This window comes from Ectorhizobium quercum (genome assembly GCF_026552795.1).
Classification (GTDB): Bacteria; Pseudomonadota; Alphaproteobacteria; order Rhizobiales; family Rhizobiaceae; genus Ectorhizobium; species Ectorhizobium quercum.
The window spans coordinates 345104-362811 of record NZ_JANFPI010000004.1 but is presented as its reverse complement, the minus strand read 5'-3'; the positions used below and the strand labels follow the sequence as shown (position 1 = coordinate 362811).

Genomic DNA, 17708 nt, shown 5'->3' with positions numbered 1-17708 from the left:
AAGAACCATGACGATTGCAGACACATCCGTCGTGCCGTCCGGGCAGACCACGATCTTCTCGCGCATCGGCAAGGGGCTGCGCAAGGTGCCCTTCTCGGTCGGCTTCGGCATCGCCTGGCTTGCGGCGATGGTCTTCATCGCCTTTTTCGCCGACTGGCTGCGCCCCTACGGCATCACCGCGATGGACCTGAAGAGCCGGCTGGCGCTGCCCGGCAGCTTTCCGCATCTGCTCGGAACCGACGAACTGGGCCGCGACGTGCTGTCTCGCCTCATCCAGTCGATCCGGGTGTCGCTGGCCATCGCCTTCGGCGCGACGATCATTTCCGCCGTCTTCGGCACGACGCTCGGCTTTCTCGCCGCCAAGTTCCGCGGCAGCGTCGAGCATCTGGTGCTCGTGCTCGCCGATTTTCAGGCCGCGCTGCCATTTCTCATCATGTCGCTTGCGGTTCTCGCCTTCTTCGGGTCGTCCATGCCGCTTCTGATCGGCCTCATGGGCTTCTACGGCTGGGAGCGCTACGCCCGCATCGCCCGGGGGCTTGCCATCTCCGCCAATGCGCAGGGCTATGCCGCCTCGGTCGTCCAGCTCGGCGCGACGCCGGCGCGGGTCTATCTCAAGCACATCCTGCCGAACGTCGCCTCGACGCTGATCGTCTCCATGACGCTGACCTTTCCGGAAATCATCCTGATGGAAAGCGGGCTCTCCTTCCTCGGGCTCGGCGTGCAGCCGCCGGAAACCAGCCTCGGCAACATGGTCGGCTTCGGCCGCGAATATCTCACCCGCGCGCCGTGGATCATGCTCGCCCCCGCCGCCGTCATCATGCTGACGACGCTGTCCATCTCGCTCGTCGGCGACTGGCTGCGAGACAAGCTCGATCCGACCCTGCGCTGAACCCCAGGAGACCCCTGCCATGACGAAGATCACCGGCCATCGCGGCGCCCGCAACCTCTGGCCCGAAAACGGCCTGACCGGCTTCCGCAACGTTCTCGCCCTTGACGTCGACGCCGTGGAATTCGACGTCCACCTGACCGATGCTGGCGAACTGGCCGTCATCCACGACGCCACGCTCGACCGCACCACCGAAGGCACCGGCCCCGTGCGCCTTCTTGCCCCGGAAGCCCGCGCGGCGACGAAGCTGAAGGGCTCGGACGACACGATCCCGACACTGGCGCAGGTGCTCGAGGTTCTCGCCCCCTCGGGCAAGGACCTGCATGTCGAGATCAAGGTCGACGAGGCCGGCAAGCCCTATCCGGGCATCGCCGCCAAGGTTGCGGCGGAAGTCGCCCGCTTCGGAATTGCGAACCGCTGCCACCTGACCTCCTTCGACACGACGATCCTCGAGGATTGCCGCCGCGAGGCGCCGCAGATCGCCCGCCTGGTGTCGGTCAACGCGGAGTGGGCCGCGCGGCAGGGCGGGCTCGGCGCCTTCATCGACAAGGTCGACGGCCTCGTCGATATCGTCGCCATCCATCACGAACTGATGGCGGCGGAATGGAGCCTCATCACCGCCCGGCTGCCGCTGGAGCGCCTGTGCGTCTGGACGCTCAACGACGCCGGTCCGATCCGCTTCTGGCTCGACCGGAAGATCGGCCATCTCACCTCCGACACCCCCGACCTCGCGCTGCGCCTGCGGGCGCAAGCGGCGGAACACGCCTAAACCCTTCCCTCAGGAGACGAACATGAGCAACATCATAGGAACGGGCTTCAACGCCGGATCGGTCGACGGCGAGCTGGACAGCCTCGAACGCGACCTGCGCGCGCTGGCCGACATCGGCTGCGATACGGTCGAACTCGGCCTCACCAGCCTCGACCTCATCGCCGGCGGACGCATCGTCGAGGAGCGCGCCGAGCGCCTCGTCGCCCTCACGAAGCAGTTCGGCTTCCGCTACACGGTCCACGGCCTCGTCTCGTCCAATTTCATGGACCCGGCCACCTGCCGGTATCAGATCGACGCGGCCAAGGCGCTGGTCGTTCTCTGCGACCGCATCGGCGCACGCATTCTCGTCCAGCACGGCGGCAACCTGCGGCCCGCCGCGATCTTCGACCGGGCCGAGGCCGACAGGCGCGAACGCGACGCGCTGCACGAACTGGCGCAATTCTGCGAGCCCTACGGCGTCAGGATCGCCTTCGAGAACATCTTCACCACCGAGCCTGGCCAGTATCGCCAGACCCCGGCGGAAGTGGCGGAAACGGTGAAGGCCGTGAACCATCCGAACCTGGTCGCGCTGATCGATTTCAGCCATGCCTATCTCGAATCCACCTATCGCGGGCTGGATTTCCGCGAGCAGCTCCGGGCGATGGCCCCCGTCGCCGGCCACCTGCACGTCCACGATTCCTTCGGCCGCCCGCAGGGTTTCTTCGTCGGCCATCATCTCCAGGAAAACACCGCGCTCGGCATCGGCGACCTGCACATGCCGCTCGGCTGGGGCGACATCGACTGGGAGGACATCTTCTCCGAACTGAGCTTCCTGCCCGGCACGGTGCTGATGATGGAAATCGGCCGCCGCTATCGCGCCGAGCAGCCCGCAAGCCTCGAGCGCGCCCACCGGCTGATCGCGCTCAACGCCGCCGGTTCCGCACTGCGCGCAGCCGAATAAATCGGCCCGAAAGCAAAGGGACCGTCTCCGTGTGCCGGAACGGTCCCTTTGCTGTTTTCGACCGCCGTCACCACCGGCAAATGCCCTGTCTGCGGCGGCGAAATCCTTACCGGATGGTAAAAATGACCCCTCACATTTTAGCGAGAGAGTTCAACCTTCCGAAGTGTGCGCCTGCTAACACTAATACACATCACCACCAAAACGGGGATGGATTGGCATGGCAACTCTCAGAGCAGCAGTCCCGGGACAAGTGGTCGTCGGAACCGACGCGGATGATGTCCTGACCGGTACGGAAGGTGGCGCCACGCTGATTGGTGGCCGCGGTGACGATATCTACTACATCATTTCCAAATATGACACGGTGGTCGAGTATGCCTCGGAAGGCACCGATACGATCATCAGCTGGGGAACGAGCTACGCCCTGCCGGATTACGTGGAGAACCTGTCGATCCTGGGCAACGGCCTCGTCGGCATCGGCAACGATCTGGACAACGTCATCATCGGCGGCAACGGCCGCCAGACGCTTTTCGGCGGCGGCGGCGACGATACGCTGACCGGCGGCGCCGGCAGCGACATATTCGTCGTCCAGCCCGGCAGCGGTTCCGATACCATCACGGATTTCCAGACGGTCGATATCGCCAAGATCGGCTCCTACGGGTTCACCACCTTCACCGAAGTCACCTCCAGCATGACCATGCGGGGAAGCGACACGGTTCTGGATCTGGGCAATGGCGAGACCCTGACCTTCCTCGACACGTCGATCGCCGATTTCTCGGAAAGCAATTTCCAGTACGCGCTGGACACGTCCCGTCTCGAGATCACCCTGGCCGAGGAGTTCGACAGCCTGACTCTCCAGTCGGAAGGCGGCATATGGCGCACGAGCTATTATGACGGCCCGGGCGGCAACACGCACGACATGAACGGCGAGTTGCAGATCTATGTCGATGCCTATTACGAGGGGCTCGGCATCAATCCGTTCTCCATCGACGACGGCATCCTGACGATCCGCGCCGAGAAGGCCGACGCCGAAACGCAGGCCGTGACGGGCTACGACTATACCTCCGGCATGCTCTCCTCGCGCGGCACCTTCTCGCAGACCTACGGCTATTTCGAAATCCGCGCCGAAGTGCCGGCTCAGACCGGCACGTGGCCCGCCTTCTGGCTGCTGGCCGCCAACGGCAACTGGCCGCCGGAACTGGACGTTTTCGAACAGATCGGCGACGACACGTCGACGGTCTACATGACGGCGCACTCCGTGGCCAACGGCGAGCATACCGAAACCGGCATCTCCTCCTGGGTGGGCGAGACGTCGGGCGGCATGCACACCTACGGCCTCCTGTGGACGGAAACCGAGCTGGTCTGGTATATCGACGGCGTCGAGGCCTACCGTCTCGCCACGCCGGACGACATGCACCAGCCCATGTATCTCGTCACCAATCTGGCCATCGGCGGCTACTGGCCCGGAGATCCGGACGCAAGCTTCGTCAGTGCCGACTACAACGTCGATTACATCCGTGCCTACCAGCTTGCCGAATATGCCGACGCGGACAATATCGTCTACGGCGACAAGTGGTCGATCACGCTGGATAACGTGTCGCACGGCCTGGTGCTGACCGGCGACCTGAACCTCAACGGCACCGGCAATGCGATGGACAACACGCTGGTCGGCAACAGCGGCGACAACATCCTCGACGGTCGTGAGGGCGCCGACCGCATGGAAGGCGGCGCGGGCGACGATATCTATTACGTCGACAATCCCGGCGATGTCGTCATCGAACGGGCCGGCGAAGGCAACGACACCGTCCGGGCCTCGATCAGCTACACGCTCGGCAGCCATGTCGAGAACCTCACCCTCATCGGCGAGGCGGATATCAACGCCACCGGCAACAGGCTGGACAACGTCCTCATCGGCAATGACGGCAACAACGTTCTCAACGGCGGCGCCGGCGCCGACCGCATGGAAGGCCGCGGCGGCGACGACATCTACTACGTCAACAATGTGAACGACGTCGTCGTCGAATGGGCGAACGGCGGCACCGACACGGTCTACGCCTCGGTCAGCCATGCGCTTGCCGCCAATGTCGAGAACCTGACCCTGACGGGAACGGCCAATCTCAACGCCACCGGCAACTGGATGAGCAACATCCTCATCGGCAACAGCGGCAACAACGTCCTCGACGGCGGCACGGGCGCCGACCGCATGGAAGGCGGCGGCGGCAACGACACCTATTACGTCGACAATTCCGGCGACGTGGTCGTCGAACGGGCCGGCGAGGGCACCGACACGGTCTATTCCACGGTCAGCTACACGCTGACCGACAATGTCGAGAACCTCATCTACACCGGCTCGTGGAACTCGACGCTGACCGGCAACGACCTCGCCAACCGGATCGTCGGCAACGAGATGGCCAACACCATCGACGGCGGTGCGGGAGCCGACCGCATGGAAGGCGGGGCCGGCGACGACATCTATTACGTCGACAACGTGAACGACGTGGTCGTCGAAAAGGCCGGCGAAGGCAACGACACCGTCCGGGCCTCGGTGAGCTACACGCTGTCCGCCAATGTCGAGAACCTGACCCTGACGGGCGACGGGAATATCAACGCCACCGGCAACTGGCTGAGCAACACACTCATCGGCAATGACGGCAACAACGTCCTCAACGGCGGCGCCGGCGCCGACCGCATGGAAGGCCGCGGCGGCGACGACATCTACTATGTCGACAACCCGGACGATGTGGTCGTCGAATGGGCGAACGGCGGCAACGACACGGTCTATTCCACCGTCAACCACACGCTCTCGGCCAATGTCGAGAACCTGATCTATATCGGCCAGTGGAATGGCACACTGACCGGCAACAGCCTCGCCAACCGGCTCATCGGCAACAGCGGCCATAACATCATCGACGGCGGTATCGGCGCCGACTACATGGAAGGCGGGGCGGGCAACGACACCTACTACGTCGACAATGCCGACGATGTCGTCTTCGAGCGCGCCGGCGAGGGAACCGACACGGTTTATTCAACGGTCAGCTACGCGCTGACCGCCAATGTCGAGAACCTCATCTACACCGGCCAGTGGAATGGCACGCTGACCGGCAACGGCCTCAACAACCGGCTCGTCGGCAACAGTGGCAACAACATCATCGATGGCGGTGCCGGCGCCGACCGCATGGAGGGCGGCGACGGCAACGACACCTACTACGTCGACAATGCCGGCGATGTCATCGTCGAACGGGCCGGCGAGGGAACCGATACGGTCTATGCTTCGGTGAGCTACACGCTCTCCGCCTATGTCGAGAACCTGACCCTGACGGGCACGGCCAATATCAACGCCACCGGCAACTGGTTGAGCAATACCCTGATCGGTAACAGCGGCAACAATATCCTCAACGGCGGCGCCGGCGCCGACCGCATGGACGGGCGTGACGGCGACGACATCTACTATGTCGACAATCCCGGCGATGTCGTTGTCGAACGGGCCGGCGAGGGAACCGACACGGTCTATTCCACCGTCAACCATACGCTGGCCGCCAACGTCGAAAACCTCATCTATATCGGCCAGTGGAATGGCACGCTGACCGGCAACAGCCTCGCCAACCGGCTCATCGGCAACAGCGGCCACAATGTCATCAACGGCGGTATCGGCGCCGACTACATGGAAGGTGGGGCCGGCAACGACACCTACTATGTCGACAATGCCGGCGACGTGGTCGTCGAACGGGCCGGCGAGGGAACCGACACGGTCTACTCCACCATCAGCTACACGCTGACCGACAATGTCGAGAACCTCATCTACACCGGCACGCGGAACAACGCCACGCTGACCGGCAACAGCCTCGCCAACCGGATCACCGGCAACGAGATGGCCAACGTCATCGACGGCGGTGCCGGGGCAGACCGCATGGAAGGCGGCGACGGCAACGACACCTACTACGTCGACAATGCCGGCGACGTGGTCGTCGAACGGGCCGGCGAGGGAACCGACACGGTCTACTCCTCGATCAGCTACGCGCTGACCGACAATGTCGAGAACCTCATCTATACCGGCACGCGCAACTCCACCCTGACCGGCAACGGCCTCGACAACCGCATCACCGGCAGCGACACCGCCGACATCATCGACGGCGGCGCGGGCGCCGACCGCATGGAGGGCCGCGGCGGCGACGACATCTACTACGTCGACAATGCCGGCGATATCGTCATCGAATGGGCAAACGGCGGCAACGATACGGTCTATTCTTCGATCACCCACACACTGGCCGCCAATGTCGAGAACCTTATCCTGACGGGCACGGCCAATACCGACGGCACCGGCAACTGGCTGGACAACGTCCTCATCGGCAATGACGGCGACAACGTCCTCGACGGCGGCGCCGGCGCCGACCGGATCGAGGGCGGACTGGGCAGGGATATCCTGACCGGAGGCTACGGCGCCGACATATTCGTCTTCAACTCGGTCGCCGACTCGCTGGCCGGCCGGGCGGACACCATCACCGACTTCGCGTCGAACGACAGGATCGACCTTTCCAACATCTACGAGGGAACGCTGTCGTTCCTCTACGATGCGAGCTTCACCGGCAGCGCCGGCGAGGTGCGGCTTGCCGGCGTCAACGGCGGGGTCATGGTCAATATCGACGTGGACGGCGATGCCGCCGCCGACAGCCAGATCCTGCTGGCGAACGTCGCCCTGTCGGCCTTCTCGACGAGCGGCAACGAGTTCATCCTGTAGGAACGTGACGATCATGGAAAAGCGCCGTGGGGGAGCCACGGCGCTCAGAGTATTAACGGACCGTCTTCCTCCGTCACCCTCGGGCTCGAGCCCCAAGGCTCCACGCCGCAGGCGGCGCGGTGGATGGTCGGGTCAGGCCCGACCGTGACGAAGGAGAGCGATGAGCCGTTTGTCAGCAGTCTGAGCGCCGTGGCGGAAACCTCGGCGTTTTTCCTGTTTCAGGGGCACCGAAACCCGGTGCTCTCCCCCTATTCCTCGCGCATGCCCTTGCGGATGGCATCCGTCAGGGGCGAGGTCAGGTAATCGGCAACGGTGCGTTCGCCGGTGGAGATGATCACGTCGGCGGGCATGCCGGCGCTCAGGCGTTCCTCGATATCGTCGGGAACCATTCCCTTGCTGACATTGATCCGCGCCAGGAAATAGGGCGGCGTGCGTCCGTCGGTCGGCGTGATGCTGCCTTTCGACACGCTGGCGACCTCGCCGACGACGATCGGCATGAAACGGCTGGCGAAGGCCGAGAACTTCACCTCCGCCGTCAGGCCCGGACGTACATTGTCGATATCGATCGGCTGGACATGGGCGTTGATGACCATGCTGTCCTCGGCGGGAACGATCTCCATCATCACCTCGCCGGGGCGCACGACGCCGCCGGTGGTATGGAACCTGATGTTCTGCACGGTGCCGGAAACGGGCGCGCGGATGCCGGTGCGTTCCAGAACGTCGCGCGCTACCTTCAGATGCTCGGAAAGCTCCTGGATCTGGCCGCTGACCTCCTTGTATTCGGAGCTGGCCCGCTCGCGGTACTGCTGCTGCGCCTGCAAGATCTGGAATTCGGTCTCGCCGACCGATTTCTCCACCTTGGCCATTTCGGTTTCCATGCGCCCGATATTCGCCTTGACCTCGACATACTCCTCCTCGTAGGTCGAGACGACGTTGGATTGCACCACGCCGCTTTCATGGCCGCGGCGCAGGCGAACGAGCTGCTCGGCCAGAATGCTCACCCGCTCCTCGAAAGCCTGCTTCTGCGCCTGCAATCCCTCGGCTTCGCGGTGCAACTGCTCGATACGGCTTTTGAGAATGCCGGTCTGCGACGTCAGGATCGACGTGCGGTCCCGGAATATCTCGAGCTGATCCTCGACGGCGGCCCTGATCTCCGGCGTCTCGTCCTTCACCAGCGTTTCGGGAAAGGCGATCCTGTCCGCCATGCGGCGCTCCGCCTGGAGGCGCGCCTCCATCGCCTGGGCGATGCGCAGGCGGATGGTGATGACCTGAAGGCTGGACTCGGCCTGGACGGCGTTCAGCCGCACGAGCGTATCGCCTTCCTTGACCAGTTCGCCTTCCGTCACGACAATCCGCTCGATGATGCCGCCTTCCAGATGCTGGATCTCCTTGCGGTTCGAGGCGACGTCGATGACGCCGGGCGCGATGACGGCGCGGTCGAGCTTCGCGGTGGCCGCCCAGCCGCCCATGACGCCGAAGGTCAGCGCGATCAGCGAATAGCCGGCCACCATGAACGGTTTCGGACCGGAGACCTTGCGGGCGATATCCTGTTTCATGGTCTTCCCTCCCTCAGACGTGCCGCTGCGCGATGGCGTCGGCAAGGGCGGCCGGCGCCGTCCGGGCGCCCGTCGGCCGGAACAGTTCCTTGGGCGTCGTGCAGGCCTGCACGGCACCGTCGCGCAGCACCAGCACCCGGTCGCTGACCGTGAGCAGATTGGTCTTGTGCGTGACGAGGATCACGGTGACGCCCGCGCCTTTCATCGCCTTGACCGCCTCCAGCAGGGCGGTTTCGCCGTCGCTGTCGAGATTGGAGTTCGGCTCGTCGAGAATGACGATGCGCGGCATGCCGAAGACGGCGCGGGCCAGCCCGACGCGCTGGCGCTGGCCGCCGGAAAGCTGCTGGCCATTATCGCCCACCTGCGTCTCGTAACCGTCGGGCAGGCGCAGGATCATGTCGTGGACGCCGGCCATGATGGCGGCCTTGACGACTGCCTCGGACGGGCCGTCGGAGAAGCGGGCGATGTTTTCGGCAATCGTGCCGGAAAACAGGCGCACCTCCTGCGGCAGGTAGCCGAGATGCCTGCCGAGCTGCTCGGCATTCCAGTGGGCGATGTCGGCGCCGTCGATGCGCACGGTGCCCGACGCCGCCGGCCAGACGCCGGCCATGTGGCGCACGAGGCTGGATTTGCCCGAGCCGGACGGCCCGATGACGGCCAGCGTCTCGCCGGGCTGTACGGTGAAGCCGATGTTGCGGAGCAGGGGAATGCGGGTGCCGGGCGCGAAGGCGGTCAGGTTCTCGACGGCGATCAACCCTTTCGGCTCCGGCAGATCGGTGCGCCGCGCGTCGTCGGGAACGTTCTCGAACAGCCTCGCCAGCCGCTCGTGCGCCTGACGGGCGGTCACGAACTGCCGCCACTGGGCGACGCCCTGCTCGACCGGCTGCAAGGCGCGGCCCGTCATGATGGATGCGGCGATCATGATGCCCGGCGAGATCTCCTGATGCAGGGCCAGATAGGCGCCGAGGCCGAGAATGGCCGATTGCAGCGCCATGCGGAAGAATTTCTGGAAGATGATGATGGCACCGCCCTTGTCGGAGGCGCCGGTCTGCGCGTCGAGCATCCGGCCGTGGTGCGCGCGCCAGCGCTCCCCGAGCTGGCGCTCCATGCCCATCGAGCGGATGACCTCGGCGTTCTGCAAGGCGGCGCTGGCGAACTGGGCAGCCCCTTGCGCGGCGACGTTCGCCTCCTTCAGCTGCCTGCGGGTGGCATATTCGTTGACCAGCGCCAGGGCGAAGATCACCAGCGTGCCGGCCAGGGCCAGATAGCCCAGCCATGAATGGAAGAGGAAGCAGACGAGAATGAAAAGCGGTGTCCACGGAACGTCGAAAAAGGTGACGAGGCCCGGGCCGGTCATGAAGTCGCGGATCCGGTCGCCGTCGGACATGACCTGTTCCGCGCCGCCGTTGGGGTTTGCCAGCCGCGCCTTGACCGCCCGGCCGAAGATCGCCCGGGACAGGACCTCGTCGAACTGCATGCCGGCCCGCACGAGCATCCGCGAGCGGATGAACTCCATCAGGCCGTAAACGACCATCAGGAACAGCGCGATCAGCGAGATCATCAGCAGCGTCACCTCGTTGCGGGTGCCGAGCACGCGGTCGTAGATCTGGAGCGTGTAGAGAGGCGCCACGAACAGCAGCAGGTTGATCGCCAGGCTGAAGACGAACGTGCTCAGCACGATGGCTTTGAATTTTCCGTAGGCTTCGTCGAGCGGAGATCTGGATTTCATCGGTCTTTCCGGTTCTTTGCCTGGGACTGTTCAAGGGCCTGTGCGGGATAGGCGGCACGGCGAAACCAAGGCCGCCCCTCTTGCGAACATCGCCGGATATCTTCCCGGATGAGGGCGGGCTCGTCCCATGAGCGTAAGCGCCGGATGCTTAATGTTCGATTGATCCCGGCGACGATTTGTTACCCGTATCCTGTGCCGGCATCGGCACTGTCCGCGTGACGTCCGGCGGATTTCCTCTGGACCGCATCAATATGGATGTGTATTCAATATTGGAAAATAATTCAAATATTGGAGGAGAGGATGAATCTGGAACTGAACGGAGCCTCGCGGCTGCATTTCGTGATCGGCGATCCGATCGCGCAGGTGAAGTCGCCCGGCGGGGTGAGCGAAATGCTTCAGGCGCGCGGGGCGAATGCGGTGTGCATTCCCGGCCACGTCGCCCCGAAGGATCTGGAGACCTTCTGGGCCGGCGCGCGCCGGCTGCAAAACCTCGACGGCGTGATCATCACCATTCCCCACAAGATCGCCGCGACCGGCATGGCCGACAGGCTTTCCGAGCGCGCCGCCTTCCTGGGCGCGGTCAATACGCTGCGCCGCACGGAGACGGGCTGGGAGGGCGACATGTTCGACGGGCTCGGCCATGTCGCGGCGCTGCGCAAGGCCGGCTGCGTGCTGGAGGGCAGGCGGGCCATCCTCGCCGGCGCAGGGGGCGCGGGAAGCGCGATCGCGCATGCGCTGGTTCTGGCCGGCGTCGCGGAACTGGCGATCCACGAGACGGACGCGGCGCGACGCGACGGCCTGATCGCCCGGCTCGCCTCGCTCGGCACGGCGAAGGTCTTTGCCGGCAGCGCCGATCCCGGCGGCTTCGACGTCGTCGTCAATGCGACGCCGGCGGGCATGCGGGAGGGCGATCCGCTGCCGTTCGACGGCGACCGGCTGACCGCGAACATGTTCATCGGCGAGGTCATCACCCAGCCCGCCGTCTCGCCGCTGGTCGCGCGGGCGCGGGCCATCGGCTGCGGCGCCATCACCGGCTTCGACATGTTCGTCGAGGTGCGCGACCTCATGGTCGATTTCCTGTGCCGGACCGAGGCCGCGCCGTGAGCAGGACCTACGCGCTGGCCTTTCTCACCGTGCCCGATCTCCAGCCGGTGGAGGCGATCCGCATCGCCGCCGAAACCGGCTACGACAGCGTCGGCCTGCGCCTGCTGCCGGCGGCGGCGACGGGAGAGGAACCCTATCCCATCCTGACCGATCCCACCGTGCTGGCGGAGGCGCGCGCGGCGCTGGCCGACACCGGCATGCGCGTCGGCGACGTCGAGATCGTGCGCCTGAAGCCCGAAACGCGGGCCGGCGACTTCATCCCGTTTCTCGAATGCGCCGCCACCCTCGGCGCATCGAACATCCTCGTGGCGGGCGACGACCCCGAACCGGCGCGGCTGAGCCAGACCTTCGGCGCCTTCGCCCTGCTCGCCTCCCGCTACGGGCTGACGGCGGACCTCGAATTCATGCCGTGGACCGGCGTGCGCGACGCCGCAACCGCCCTTGCCGTCGTGGAGGGCGCCGGCCAGCCGAACGGCGGCGTTCTGGTGGACGCGCTCCACTGGCACCGCACCGGCGGCCGGATTGACGATCTGGCGCTCATTCCGCCGGGCCGCATCCACTATGTCCAGCTTTGCGATGCGCCGGCCGATTTCGATCCCAGCGACGAAGGCCTGATCGCCATCGCCCGCGGCGGCCGCCTGATGCCGGGAGACGGCGGCATCGACCTTGCGGCATTCGTGCATGCCCTGCCGGACGACGTTCCCGTCAGCGTCGAGGTCGCGTCGGCAGCGCTCACACGGCGCCTGACGCCACGGGAACGGGCCACGCAGGCGCTTGCCACGGCGAAGGCGGTCATTGCCGGCGCATATATGGAATAAAATTATTATATGGAATGTAATTCCATTTTATGTATGAATGGTGCGTGAGGGAAGGGAAGGCCGAACCGGGGAGGAACGGGGGCCGACCTGCGGAAACGGGCCGGGCTGCCGCGTGCAGCATGGCCCGCGCCCTGCGCGCCGAAGGAGGAGGCGATGAACAAGATGGATACCGCCGGTTGCGCGGCGGGCGAGGAGGATCGCGGCGGTTCGCCCCGCCGCGCGGAATGCGACGTCCTCGTCATCGGCTCGGGGGCGGGCGGGCTTTCCGCCGCCGTCGCCGCCGCCCATCTCGGGCTCGAGGTGATCGTCGCGGAAAAGGCCGGGACCTTCGGCGGCACCAGTGCCTTTTCCGGCGGCTGGCTGTGGATTCCCAACGCGCCGCACGCCGTGGCGGCGGGCAGGGGCGAGGACCCCGAAACGCCGAAGACCTATCTGCGCCACATCCTCGGCAACCGTTACGACGAGGCGATGATCGACGGCTACCTGAGGGCCGCGCCGCGCATGCTCGCATTCTTCGAGACCAATACGCAGGTGCGCTTCAACCCCGGCAGCGGCGTGCCGGATTTCCACGGCGACGTGCCCGGCGCGGCGCAGGGCTGGCGCTCGGTGGTCGCCGCGCCCTATGACGGCCGCCAACTCGGATCGCTGATCGATCGGCTGCGCCCGCCCATTCCCGAAACAACCTTTCTCGGCATGGGCATCGCCTCGGGCGTCGACATGCGCATGTTCCTGACCGCGATGCGCTCGCCCGCCGCCTTCGCCTATGTGAGCCGCCGCCTGCTGAAGCATCTGCGCGACCTCGCCCTCCACCGGCGCTCGATGCAGCTCGTGAACGGCAACGCCCTGATCGCCCGGCTCCTGCGCTCGGCGGCGGACAAGGGCGTGACGCTCTGGTCCGGCACCGCCGCCCGGGAACTAATCCGGCAGGGACGACGCGTGACGGGCGCCGTGCTCGCCACCGGCGGCGGCGACGTTACGGTCTGCGCGCGGCGCGGCGTCGTGCTGGCCGCCGGCGGCTTCCCGCACGATCCGGGCCGGCTTCACGATCTTCTGCCGCATGTCCGGGCCGGCACGCCGCATCACTCGGCCGCCCCCGAAACGAACAGCGGCGACGGGCTGCGGCTCGCCGAAAGCGCCGGCGGGCGCGTGTCGGAACGGATGGCGCATGCCGCCGCCTATGCGCCCGTCTCGCTCGTTCCCCGCCCGGACGGCAGCACTGGCCGTTTTCCGCACCTCGTGGAGCGCGGCAAGCCCGGCATCATCGCCGTCACCGCCGAAGGCCGGCGCTTCACCGACGAGGGCGGCCCCTATCACGACTATATCCGCGAGCTGATCGCCGCGACGCCGCCGGACCGGCCGGTCGTTTCCTGGCTCGTCTGCGACCGGCGCTTCCTGCGCCGCTACGGCCTCGGCGCGGTGAAGCCGGCGCCGGTGCCCTTCGGCCGCTGGCTAAGGAACGGCTACCTGAGTGAAGGCGCGAGCGTCGAGGATCTGGCGCGGCGCTGCGGCATCGACCCGGCCGGGCTGAAACGCACCGTCGAGACCTTCAACCGCCATGCCGCCGAGGGGAGGGATCCGGAGTTCCACCGCGGAACGACACCCTACCAGCGCGCGCAGGGCGACCCCGACCACACGCCCAACCCCTGCATCGCGCCCATCGTCGATGCGCCGTTCTACGCGGTGCGGGTGGTGCCGGGCAGCCTCGGCACCTTCGCCGGCATCGAGACCGACGCGCAGGCCCGGGTGCTCGACGCATCGGGACAGCCGGTCCCGGGGCTTTACGCGGCGGGCAACGACATGAACAGCATCATGGGCGGGCAGTATCCGAGCGGCGGCATCACGCTCGGCCCGGCCATGACCTACGGGTTCCTGGCCGCCGAAGCCATCGTTGCGGACGGAGCGGCGCAGGAGGAGCATGACGGGAGGACGCAAAATGCCATCTGATCGCAATTCGCAGGCAATCGAGGAGGTGGACCTTCTGGTCTGCGGCGCGGGGGCGGGCGGCATGACCGCCGCCCTCGTCGCCGCGCTGGAGGGGCTGGACGTCGTTCTGTGCGAAAAGACCGCCCAGGCCGGCGGCACCACCTCCACCTCCGGCGGCACGACCTGGGTGCCCGGCACCCACCTTTCCGAACAGGCCGGCGTTCCCGACCGGGTGGAGGACGCCCGGGCCTTTCTGGAGGCGGTCGTCGCCAACCGGGGCGGCGCGCGCCTGCGCGAGGCCTTCCTTGCCTCGGGACGCGACGCCATCGCGGATCTCGACCGCCGGACCGATGTGAAATTCGTCGCGGCGGCGGCGCATCCCGATTATCTCGACGGCCCCGGCGCGGCCTATGGCGGCCGGGCGCTCGCGCCGGTGACGTTCGACGGGCGGCGGCTCGGCCGCGCGGATTTCGACCGCGTCCGCCCGCCTCGCCGCGAATTCATGGGGCTCGGCGGCATGATGGTGGGGCGCAACGAACTCGGCGCGCTGCTCGCGCCCTTCGCATCCGCCGCCCATCTGCGCGACGCCATCACCATCGTCGGCCGCTACGTGCTGGACCGCCTGCGCTACCGGCGCGGCACCCGGCTTCTCATGGGCAATGCGCTGGTCGCCCGGCTTCTCTACAGCCTGCGCAAGGCGAAGGTGCCGGTGCTGTTCGAAACCGGTGTCCGCGAACTTCTCGTCGAAGAGGGCCGCGTCGTCGGGGCCGTGCTCTCAGGCCCGGCCGGTCCGCGCCGCATCCGCGCCCGCAAGGGCGTCGTGCTGGCGACCGGCGGCGTCGGCTGGAACCGCAAGATCCGCGAACGCCTGTTTCCGGCCGGCACGCGCGACTATTCGCTCGCGCCGGAGACCAACACCGGCGACGGCGCCGACGTGGCGACGGCCATCGGCGCGCGTTTCGAGGACGGCGGCGACAGCCCGGCACTGTGGATGCCCTGCTCGTCGTACCGCCGCCCGGACGGCACGCTGGCGGTCTGGCCGCACATCATCCTCGACCGCGCCAAGCCGGGGCTGCTGGCGGTGAACGCCGCCGGCCGGCGTTTCGTCAACGAGTCGGATTCCTATCACGACTTCTCGATGGAGCAGATTTCGACCGGCGCCATTCCCGCCCATCTCGTCTGCGACGCCGCCTTCATGCGCCGCTACGGCATGGGCATGGTGCTGCCGGGCGCGAGCAATCTGCCCGCCATGCTGAAGGCCGGCTATGTGACGGAGGCGCGGACGCTGGCCGAACTCGCCGAAAAGATCGGCTGCGACCCGCAGGCGCTGGCGGAAACCGTGGATGCCTATAACCGCGCGGCGGCCGCCGGCATCGACGAGGCGTTCGGGCGCGGCGCCTCGGTGGTCAACCGCTTCAACGGCGATCCCGCCGTCGGCCCCAATCCCTGCCTCGGCCCGGTGGGGGCGGGGCCTTACTACGCCATACCGGTTCGCCCCGCTGATCTCGCTTCGAGCGCCGGTCTGGCGGGTGACGAATATGGCCGCGTGCTCGACGAGGCGGGCGAGCCCATTGCCGGCCTTTACGCCTGCGGCAACGACCTCGCCTCGATCTTCCGCGGCACCTATCCGGGGCCGGGGACGACCATCGGCCCGGCCGTGGTCTTCGGCTGGCGTGTGGCCAGGCACGCCGCCGGCACGCTCAACGACATGCCGGAAACCCCGGCCGACACCATGAAAGATGAAAGGACGAACCATGCAACGTTATGAAATCGCGACACTTTCGACCACGCTTGGCGCGGCTGCCAAGGCGGCGCCCGCCATTGAGGCCTTTGCGGGAGAGGGCAAGGGCCGTCTTCTCGGCATCTTCTCCGCCGATATCGGCCTGCTCAACCGCGTCCTCGTTCTGCGCGGGTTCGACACCGCCGCCGACTACGACGCGGAGCGCGAGCGCACGCTGCGGGCGGCCAGTCCCTTCGGCTCGGCGGAATGGCTGACCGGGCTGGAACTCGAAGGCTACGCGCCCTTTCCCTTCCTGCCGCCGGTCGAGACCGGCAGTTTCGGCCCGGCCTACGAGTTCCGCACCTACGTGCTGAAGACCGGCGGGCTGGAACCGACGATCAAGGCGTGGGAAGCCGCCGTGCCGGGGCGCACGCAACTGTCGAAGCTTTCGATCTGCATGTACGGCATCGACGGCAAGCCGCGCATGACGCATATCTGGCCCTTCGCCTCCGTCAACGACCGTGGCCGCATCCGGGCCGATTCCGTTGCGCAGGGCGTCTGGCCGCCCAAGGGCGGGCCGGACTGGCTGACGACCGACATGCGCTCGACCATCGCCTTTCCGACCGCGAACTCGCCGCTGAAATAGGCGGCAATAATACAAGCGCCAGAGGCCCCGTTTCGTTGCCGAAGCGGGGCCTTTCGTGTCAATCGGGCTTGCGCAGCCCCGGAAAATAGCGCGAGCCGCTGGCGGCGATGCCGATTTCTTCCGCCGCGCGGGCGAGGTGCGGCGCGAGTTCGGCCATGCGCTCCGGCGTCATGCGGACGGCCGGCCCGGCGATGGACAGGCAGCTGATCGCCCGGCCGCCGCTCATGACGGGCATGGCCATCGCCGCCATGCCGACGATGTAGCTGTTGACGGACACCGCATAGCCGCGCCTGCGCGTTTCCGCCAGAATGCCCAGAAGCTCGGTGATGGTGGCCGGTGCGCCCGGCCCGGTGGGCTTGCCGGGATTGACCAGCCCCTGACGCGAGACCCGTTCCAGCGCCTCCTCGTCGCTCATGGAGGCGAGCCAGGCCTGCCCGCCGGAACTGGAGGCGAGATGCACCACGACGCCCTGTTCCTGCCCGGGATCGTAGCGCAGGCCACTCGTCGCCCCCTGCGCCACCGCGACCCAGATAAGGTCGTCGCCGTCGATCACCGACAGGCGAATCAGCTCGCCGCTCACCTGCGCCAGCCGGTCGAGGATCGGTTGCGCCACGTCGCCGACGCCGGTGCGGCCGAGAAAACCGACCCCGAGCGCGGCCAGCTTCATGGTCAGCGCATAGTCGCCCTGATCCTGGACCTGCCGGACATACCCCAGCCGGATCAATTCGTTGAGCGTCCGGTGGACGCCGCTGGCGGGCTGGTTGACCTGCTGGGCGATGGTCGAGACGGACAGGCCGCCCGGCTTCTCGGCCAGAAGTTCGATGATGCTCAGGGACTTTTCAAGCGTGCTCATGGATTTTCCAATCTGGATTGTCATTCCAGTTT

Annotated in this window: 12 protein-coding genes; 9 read left to right on the top strand and 3 right to left on the bottom strand. The window is 66.6% G+C overall.

The window, feature by feature from the left end:
• The first annotated feature begins 7 nt into the window (after positions 1-7).
• From NOF55_RS14050 to NOF55_RS14035, 4 genes are all read left to right on the top strand, one after another.
• The gene (locus NOF55_RS14050; protein ID WP_306412013.1) at positions 8-889 is read left to right on the top strand and encodes an ABC transporter permease; all 882 of its coding nucleotides are present in this window, start codon (positions 8-10) and stop codon (positions 887-889) included.
• Between the two features lie 19 nt (positions 890-908).
• Positions 909-1655 carry a glycerophosphodiester phosphodiesterase family protein gene (locus tag NOF55_RS14045; RefSeq protein ID WP_306412012.1) on the top strand — a complete coding sequence of 249 codons (747 nt, stop codon included), beginning with the start codon at positions 909-911 and terminating at the stop codon, positions 1653-1655.
• Positions 1656-1677: 22 nt separating this feature from the next.
• The gene (locus NOF55_RS14040; RefSeq protein WP_306412011.1) at positions 1678-2595 is read left to right on the top strand and encodes a TIM barrel protein; all 918 of its coding nucleotides are present in this window, start codon (positions 1678-1680) and stop codon (positions 2593-2595) included.
• A gap of 217 nt (positions 2596-2812) precedes the next feature.
• Complete coding sequence (locus tag NOF55_RS14035) at positions 2813-7327, top strand: family 16 glycosylhydrolase (protein WP_306412010.1); 4515 nt, start codon at positions 2813-2815, stop codon at positions 7325-7327.
• Between the two features lie 248 nt (positions 7328-7575).
• Here NOF55_RS14035 and NOF55_RS14030 read toward each other — a convergent pair whose 3' ends face one another.
• Both NOF55_RS14030 and NOF55_RS14025 read right to left on the bottom strand, forming a co-directional pair.
• Positions 7576-8883 (bottom strand): HlyD family type I secretion periplasmic adaptor subunit, encoded by a 1308-nt coding sequence (locus tag NOF55_RS14030; RefSeq protein ID WP_306412009.1) that lies wholly within the window; start codon positions 8881-8883, stop codon positions 7576-7578.
• A 13-nt stretch (positions 8884-8896) separates the two neighbouring features.
• On the bottom strand, positions 8897-10612 hold the full coding sequence (locus NOF55_RS14025; protein WP_306412008.1) for a type I secretion system permease/ATPase: 1716 nt from the start codon (positions 10610-10612) through the stop codon (positions 8897-8899).
• Positions 10613-10912: 300 nt separating this feature from the next.
• On the opposite strand from NOF55_RS14025, the gene NOF55_RS14020 reads away from it, so the two are divergent.
• The 5 genes from NOF55_RS14020 to NOF55_RS14000 all read left to right on the top strand — a co-directional run bounded on the left by NOF55_RS14020 (position 10913) and on the right by NOF55_RS14000 (position 16823).
• Positions 10913-11716 carry a shikimate dehydrogenase family protein gene (locus tag NOF55_RS14020; protein WP_306412007.1) on the top strand — a complete coding sequence of 268 codons (804 nt, stop codon included), beginning with the start codon at positions 10913-10915 and terminating at the stop codon, positions 11714-11716.
• Positions 11713-12534 (top strand): sugar phosphate isomerase/epimerase family protein, encoded by an 822-nt coding sequence (locus tag NOF55_RS14015; protein ID WP_306412006.1) that lies wholly within the window; start codon positions 11713-11715, stop codon positions 12532-12534. Before NOF55_RS14020 ends, NOF55_RS14015 begins: the two co-directional genes overlap by 4 nt.
• A 153-nt stretch (positions 12535-12687) precedes the next feature.
• Complete coding sequence (locus NOF55_RS14010; RefSeq protein ID WP_306412005.1) at positions 12688-14478, top strand: FAD-dependent oxidoreductase; 1791 nt, start codon at positions 12688-12690, stop codon at positions 14476-14478.
• Positions 14468-16225 (top strand): FAD-dependent oxidoreductase, encoded by a 1758-nt coding sequence (locus NOF55_RS14005; RefSeq protein ID WP_306412004.1) that lies wholly within the window; start codon positions 14468-14470, stop codon positions 16223-16225. The genes NOF55_RS14010 and NOF55_RS14005 overlap by 11 nt, the downstream gene beginning before the upstream one ends.
• A complete protein-coding gene (locus NOF55_RS14000) occupies positions 16212-16823 on the top strand; it encodes an NIPSNAP family protein (protein WP_306412003.1) in 612 nt (203 codons plus the stop codon). Before NOF55_RS14005 ends, NOF55_RS14000 begins: the two co-directional genes overlap by 14 nt.
• 58 nt (positions 16824-16881) lie before the next feature.
• Here the strand turns inward: NOF55_RS14000 and NOF55_RS13995 are convergent, their stop codons facing one another.
• On the bottom strand, positions 16882-17676 hold the full coding sequence (locus NOF55_RS13995) for an IclR family transcriptional regulator (protein WP_306412002.1): 795 nt from the start codon (positions 17674-17676) through the stop codon (positions 16882-16884).
• Positions 17677-17708: the final 32 nt, after the last annotated feature.